Below are 6,000 nucleotides of genomic sequence, written 5' to 3' on the forward strand. Positions count from 1 at the left end.
GACCTGGCATCATCCGGTATTACGCATTCCGGCAGCAATACCGGAAATAGTTATCATCAAAGCCAGTTCCAACTCTTGCGAGTGTTCCCCTTCCGCTCTGGTACGGTGAAGTAACTCTACCTGCAAGAGGTTTAAAGGATTCGTATAAATACTACGCATTGCGATATTTTCAGCTATTTCTGGTAGCCCTTCCATTAAATATTTATCTTGAGATATCTGAAGAACGGTATTAATATCCTTTTCAAGCTGTTCCCTTATCTTCTGCCCTAGCCCTAGCAGATCTTTCTGTACAAGCCTTTCATCATAATACTGAGACATACGAAGGTCTGCTTTTGCATACACCATCTCGAGCATACTAATGCGGGTACCGAAAAACGGCCAATCTTTATACATAGATTTCAGCACATCCATCTTACCGTTATCAATAGCCTGTTGCAAAGCCTCTCCTGCGCCAAGCCATGCCGGTAACATGATCCGGTTTTGAGTCCAGCCAAATATCCAGGGAATAGCGCGCAAAGTTTCAATTCCACCGGTGGGACGCCGTTTTGCGGGACGTGAGCCAAGAGGTAACCGGGCCAATTCGGCTTCAGGTGTTGCCTGATAAAAATACGGGATAAAATCAGGGTCACGATGTACCAAGCCCTGATATATATTGCAGGATATATCCGAAAGATCATCCATCAAATCGCGCCATTCTTGTTTAGGGGCAGGAGGTGGAAGCAGGTTTGCTTCCAGTATAGCATCGGCATACAACGACAATGTCCTGATAGCCAGATCCGGTAATCCAAGTTTGAATCGTATCATTTCGCCTTGCTCTGTTACACGCAAACCATCTTTCAATGAACCCGGAGGTTGAGAAAATAAAGCGACTTTAGCCGGACCTCCGCCACGTCCGACAGTACCCCCGCGCCCATGGAATAATGTGAGTGCAATTCCTGCATCCTGACATGTTTTGATCAAGGCTTCCTGTGCCCGGTATTGAGCCCATCCGGCAGCCAGAGAACCTGCGTCTTTTGCCGAATCGGAATATCCGATCATTATCATTTGCTTATTCTCTATTACGCCTCTGTACCAGCTTATACTAAACAACTGTCGCATAATACTATTCGCATTATTCAAGTCATTGAGCGTTTCAAACAAAGGAGTCACAGGCAATGTATATGGACATTCGGCCTCTTTCAGTAACAAATATACCGCAAGAATATCAGAAGGGGTGCGTGTCATAGATATGACATAGGTAGGTATCACTCCTGCCGGAGTTTCAGCGATTACCCTGCATATTTCCAACACTTCTTTTGTCTGTGGACTTGGATTCCAATTATTAGGAACAAGTGGCCGTTTGGAGTTAAGCTCCTTGATAAGAAACGCCTGTTTATCTTCCTCCGACCATGTTTCATAATCCCCCAAGCCTAAATATTTGGTGATCTCGGATAATGTTTCCGTATGTATTGTACTTTCCTGACGGATATCCAACTTGGTCAAAGTCAGGCCAAAACAACGAACCCTGCGCAATGTGTCCAATAACTTATCATTAGCTATCATTTCCATTTTGCAAGCAATCAATGACTTATAGCATTCATGCAAAGGTTTCCACAACTGATCGTTGTGAATCAGTATATCTTCATCTAATTCACAATTTTTGCCCTCTATTTTTTCATCCAGATACGTTATTGTTTTACGGAGTTGTGCCCGCAATTTCTTCATCAATTCACGATAAGGTTCCTGCACTTCATAATTCTTAATATAGTCTCTAAATTCGGAAGTACATGTAGCCATAGAAAGTTCTTTTACCAAAACTTCTATATCGGACAAAAACATTTTCGCAGCTCTTCTACGACTGTCCAAAAGGACATCATGTGTCACTTTAGCTGTTACATTCGGATTACCGTCACGGTCGCCTCCCATCCATGAAGAAAAATGAATAGGGCGCGCATCTATAGGAAATTTGTATGGCAACACAGTGTTTATTTGCTCATCAAGTTCGCGCAAGTAGGCAGGAACAGCTACCCAAAGACTATTTTCGACTACTTCATATCCCCATTTTGCTTCTTCATTGGGTGTAGGACGATTCTGCCTGATTTCGTCTGTATACCAATATTGAGCAATCAGTTGCCTCAACCTTTGCAGTATTTGCACTTTCTTATATTCAGCCAAATCGTCATGATCGAGTAAAGCTAAACAATGGTCAACCTGATTGAGATTATTGATTAAGGAGCGGCGGTTTATTTCGGTAGGATGGGCTGTCAATACTAAGTCCATCGAAATATTCTCAATTTCATTTATTATTTGATCGTCTCTCAGACCAGCCGCTTTTAATTTCTGATATATTTCAGAGAAATTTACAGGATTTTCAGATCCTCGCGCATGAGGTGAAACACTATTATATTGCTCAGCCGTATTTGTCAAATTCAGAAACTGGTTGAAAGAACGGGCTACAGGCAAAAATTCTTCGTCCTTAAGATTTTGCAATGCCTCCACCAATAACTTATGAGCTTCGATATCCCCTGAATGCGAAGCTTTTGAAAGTCTACGGATAGTTTCAACGAGGTCTACTATATCTTGTCCCTTAGCGTCGCTAATAGTTTGCCCAAGCATATCGCCAAGTAACTTGATATTGGCATGCATCAATGATTGTTGCATTTTATTCATTATTTTATTTTTATTCGTGTTTATTCATTACAAATAAACGTCCGGCTTAATTTAAAAGTTGTCTTTATAAGAAATATTAATACATTAATCATTTATCAACGTAAATAATTCTTCTGCCGCCATGCGAGGCCCTTCTTTAGTATGCCCTTCTACGGCCAATGATGTATACATCTCTCCTATTTTAACACCATTCTTACTCATATCGGTAAAAAATTCCCGAATAAGTTTTCCTGCGAGCTCTTTTTCTTGTACAGGCCCGAAAGGGTTAGCAAAATAAGATGTCACAAGCCCCTTCTCCGTTGTTGTTCCTTTAGCCCTGCGAGTTCCTGCCTCAAACACCTTGATAGCTTCGTCGAGATCATCCATAAATTTCAATTTTTGGTCTACCTCGTCGTAATTATTAGCATAGAGGAAGTAATCGACCTTATACCCTTTAGATATAATATCGTAAGTAGCTACAGGTATAGTGATACGGGCATTGATCTTATCGGGGTTAGTGTATATCCCTCTTTCCAATTGTTGAAAAGCATACATAGGATCAAGATCATCAATGCGTACAAACGCTCCAATCTCAGTACCATATCCTTTGATAGTTCCATCTTCCTCTTTTTTCAGGTATCCCATATCATCGAATATGATTCTCATATGCCTGATATATTTCTCGTTCAAGGTACGGAAGGCTTCCAAGCTCTCAGACTTACCGGCGCCACTGTCTCCCATAATAACAATATTCGCTTCTTTTCCATTCTTCAGCAATATGTTTACCATAGCTCCGTGTATCGGAAGATGATTATATTCCATCTGCTTCACATTGTGAAGTGTAAGCAGCATTTTTTTCATATAACCGAAATAGTCTATATCATCGCAATGGTTAGCATATCCTATAAGTATATTGTTCTTTTTATCTTTGTGATAGAATGTGCGTTTCTCTTCGTGTCCGTCAGGATATCCAAATACATAGATGATATCCGGCTTTTTACCGATATATTCGCTTTCTTTTGCCAACTCAAACAAGTTAGACAAAGCGAGTCCATGCACCATAAAGTCTTTATGGAAATAGACGAAAGTCAACATATTTCCCACCTTAGCCGGGTACAAGAACCAGTCATCTTCATTAAGTACTATATTTTCCACCGGGTTTGTATTGTGTTCCTGAAAGATGCCATCACGTGTATTTCTCTTTGTATAAGATATAAACGGAGGCCTGAAAGTTACGGATGTTATAAATGGAATAGAAGTCAATCCGTTATATTCAACCGGGCAGTTCCATGTTATATCGCTCAGGGTAAGTCCGGCATTGGCTCCGGCAGTGAGTTGACGATAAACCCTGTGCTGATAACCCATCACCGTTTCTTCTACACGGCGGTATATAGAAAGAACCAGTTCATTGAAAAGTTCGTTCGCCTGCATAAAACGCACACTTTGCAACCCGCTTCCGATATTGCTATTGTGTACAATAGTATAACGTTCCAATTTGCGCCAGAAGGTATATAATAATTCGATCAATTCGATGAATAAATCTTTGTCGTTAAAAAATACAGCATACTTGTTATGTACAGTCTGAACTTCATCAGGATTGCAAACAGTAAGCAATTTGAAAGCCTCTATCAATGTTTTTTGAAGTTCTTCGTCTGTTTTAAATTCTTTTATATAGTAGTTGTATATGATTACTTCATCTTTTTTCAGCTTTTGAATAAAAACCTCGATAACCCGATGAAAGCCAAAACTATTTAGTATTTTCTGACGAGTGTCGCAAAACTTCAGAGTGAAGTTTAATATCGCTTTACCTTCACTTAGAGTAAATTCTTGTAACATATTTAATTTAATTTGTTATATATTATTATTTTTTCTCTTCAAATCCTAATTATGCGATACCGCTTACAACCCCCTGAATTATCAACAATCTATTCAGGAGATTGCAAATCCTTTCTCTTTATAATACAGAGAATTTAGCAGCATCAAATTTACGGAAACTTACCTATACAATTAAATGAATTAATGACTTATTTTATAATAAAATGTAAATTCAAAACAAGCTTTTCCTATTTTGTTGTTTTGTAGATGCTTAGTAACTAATCATTTTTGCTTTTGCTTAGGAATTTGGGATTTACATCAAAGGCATAAAAAGAAACCCCGGAACATGATTAATTCCGGGGATAAAATCGAAACAAATGTAGTGTCAAACAACAAGAGTTACCGACTTCTGTATTATATTAGTAATATCTGTTAAAGCATTTTTCAGCACATTTAATTCATCCTTGGTAAAACTAGCAGGCTTGCCATTCACTATATTTCCGTTCAATCGCTGGTAAAACCATTGGGGTGTTTTGTGGAAATATGTTTTTGCCAAATGTGATACAGATATTACGGGCAGTACTTCCTTCAATTTTTCCCTTAATAGAATTTCCTGTATTTCGCTATTTGTATCCCTGATAGAATCTAACATACTTTCGGCAAATCCGTCTTTTGATGAAAGGATATTCATTTCCTTATCTATTTCGGCAAAATCCTTTTCCGTTTTTGCATTACGAAATTTTTCTTTCAATTCTTCGATATTATTCTTCATCTTCGTTTACTTTTTTAAGCTCTCTCTTTCTTTGAGAGGGCTTTTGTTTTTAATCCATTTCTTTAAGCAACTCTACCAACTTGTCTATCTCTCGTTGGAATTTGTCTTGTGAATCCGGGGGAAATTTCTTGAAGTACTTTAGATAGAAAAGTAAATCTTTTTCAAAATCTTTCCTTTTTTTCTTCTTCATAATTTCAAATATCTCTCATTGTTTGACACTGTAAATATAATAACAATATTGTTATTACACAACTATTTCATCTTTTAAAAATTCCGGTTATCAAACTACCAAAACAAAAAAAGGCCATCAATTTCTTGAAAGCCTTTGTGCGCACGACGAGACTCGAACTCGTACATCCTTACGGAAACTACCCCCTCAAAGTAGCGTGTCTACCAATTTCACCACGTGCGCCAAAACAAAAAATGTGACTATTGTCACATCCAGAGCGAAAGACGGGACTCGAACCCGCGACCCCGACCTTGGCAAGGTCGTGCTCTACCAACTGAGCTACTTTCGCAATTGAGTGTGCAAATATAAAGGCTATTTTTATATTTTCAAAAAAATGATCGCTATTTTTTCATCAATTCGAAATCTTTCTTACAAAAAGAAAGGGACTACAATGGCACGAGAGGCCGGAAGAAATTTCTTCCGGCCTCTCGTAGTATGATCTGCTCTGACACGCGCCCTACGGTCGCTTTTATTCTGCTATACACCGTACAGAGTGACCGTAGACACGGTCGGTGCCACCCATACCTGCATCGCCGCTACCGTTCAGGGCCATATA

4 protein-coding genes and 2 tRNA genes are annotated in these 6,000 nt (G+C 39.0%); all 6 read right to left on the minus strand.

Annotated elements, in window-relative coordinates; translation table 11 throughout:
• Positions 1-9 precede the first annotated feature (9 nt).
• The 6 genes from ppc to ACYPZI_RS03045 all read right to left on the minus strand — a co-directional run bounded on the left by ppc (position 10) and on the right by ACYPZI_RS03045 (position 5,733).
• Positions 10-2,649 carry a phosphoenolpyruvate carboxylase gene (ppc, locus tag ACYPZI_RS03020; RefSeq protein ID WP_459598455.1) on the minus strand — a complete coding sequence of 880 codons (2,640 nt, stop codon included), beginning with the start codon at positions 2,647-2,649 and terminating at the stop codon, positions 10-12.
• 84 nt (positions 2,650-2,733) lie between these two features.
• Positions 2,734-4,464: a phosphoenolpyruvate carboxykinase gene (locus ACYPZI_RS03025; RefSeq protein WP_459598457.1), complete on the minus strand. Its 1,731-nt coding sequence runs from the start codon at positions 4,462-4,464 to the stop codon at positions 2,734-2,736.
• 364 nt (positions 4,465-4,828) lie between these two features.
• Complete coding sequence (locus ACYPZI_RS03030) at positions 4,829-5,215, minus strand: DUF5053 domain-containing protein (RefSeq protein ID WP_459598459.1); 387 nt, start codon at positions 5,213-5,215, stop codon at positions 4,829-4,831.
• A 49-nt stretch (positions 5,216-5,264) separates the two neighbouring features.
• Positions 5,265-5,405: a hypothetical protein gene (locus tag ACYPZI_RS03035; protein ID WP_459598461.1), complete on the minus strand. Its 141-nt coding sequence runs from the start codon at positions 5,403-5,405 to the stop codon at positions 5,265-5,267.
• Between the two features lie 138 nt (positions 5,406-5,543).
• A tRNA-Leu gene (locus ACYPZI_RS03040) sits at positions 5,544-5,627 on the minus strand.
• Positions 5,628-5,660: 33 nt separating this feature from the next.
• A tRNA-Gly gene (locus ACYPZI_RS03045) sits at positions 5,661-5,733 on the minus strand.
• Positions 5,734-6,000 lie beyond the last annotated feature (267 nt).

Source organism: Dysgonomonas reticulitermitis (assembly GCF_054601275.1).